1 protein-coding gene is annotated in these 252 nt (G+C 25.0%); it reads right to left on the reverse strand.

The window, feature by feature from the left end; translation table 11 throughout:
* Window positions 1-251 (reverse strand): helix-turn-helix domain-containing protein (locus KGF42_RS19630; RefSeq protein WP_227826950.1); only part of this gene is annotated, 251 nt, incomplete at its 3' end.
* Window position 252: the final 1 nt, after the last annotated feature.

Here is a 252-nt window from a genome sequence, read left to right on the forward strand (position 1 = left end):
ATAATAGCTTGTTTTGTAGCTTTAGAAGATACATCTTTAATCCATTTCATATCTTGATTATTAGGAATATATTCATTATTTAACCATTTAGAAAAATCCATACCGCTTATAAATTCACCTTTACTCTTATAAACTTCTTTATTGTGAGCAATATAGAAGTTATATATAAATCTACTAACACCAATCGTTTGATGTATTTTAGATTTTTGTTCAGTAGTAGGATTAATTTCTATTTTGTATGCTCTTTTCAAC

It is taken from the genome of Clostridioides sp. ZZV15-6383 (assembly GCF_020657735.1).
In the GTDB taxonomy this organism is placed as follows: domain Bacteria; phylum Bacillota; class Clostridia; order Peptostreptococcales; family Peptostreptococcaceae; genus Clostridioides; species Clostridioides difficile_D.